At 52.0% G+C, this 273-nt stretch carries 1 protein-coding gene; it reads right to left on the bottom strand.

Annotated features, from left to right (window positions below; all coding sequences use genetic code 11):
* On the bottom strand, positions 1–273 hold a 273-nt coding region (locus tag ACFWW2_RS05810), incomplete at both ends, for a phosphopantetheine-binding protein (protein WP_393926882.1).

Below are 273 nucleotides of genomic sequence, written 5' to 3'. Positions count from 1 at the left end.
AGGGCCGAAAGGATCTCAACCTGCTTTATCGAGTCGATCCCTAACTCGGCCTCCAGATCCATCTCAACGTCCAGCATGTCGGCTGGATAGCCAGTTTTGTCTGCGACAATGTCGAGGACCTGATTTGCTATTGCATCATTCGCTGCTGATATCGTTGATGTAGTTGCCAGTGCCCGTTCGACCGTCGAAACAGGTGCGGTCACAGCGGTGCATTCCAAGAGTACCCTTAAGGTCGAACGATTATCAAACCCCGGATCGTTGAACGAGATAGCG

The sequence above is a fragment of the Yoonia sp. R2-816 genome, from assembly GCF_046762905.1.
GTDB lineage: Bacteria > Pseudomonadota > Alphaproteobacteria > Rhodobacterales > Rhodobacteraceae > Yoonia.
Note: the sequence above shows the minus strand (reverse complement) of the source record. Positions and strands in the feature narration are given on the sequence as shown.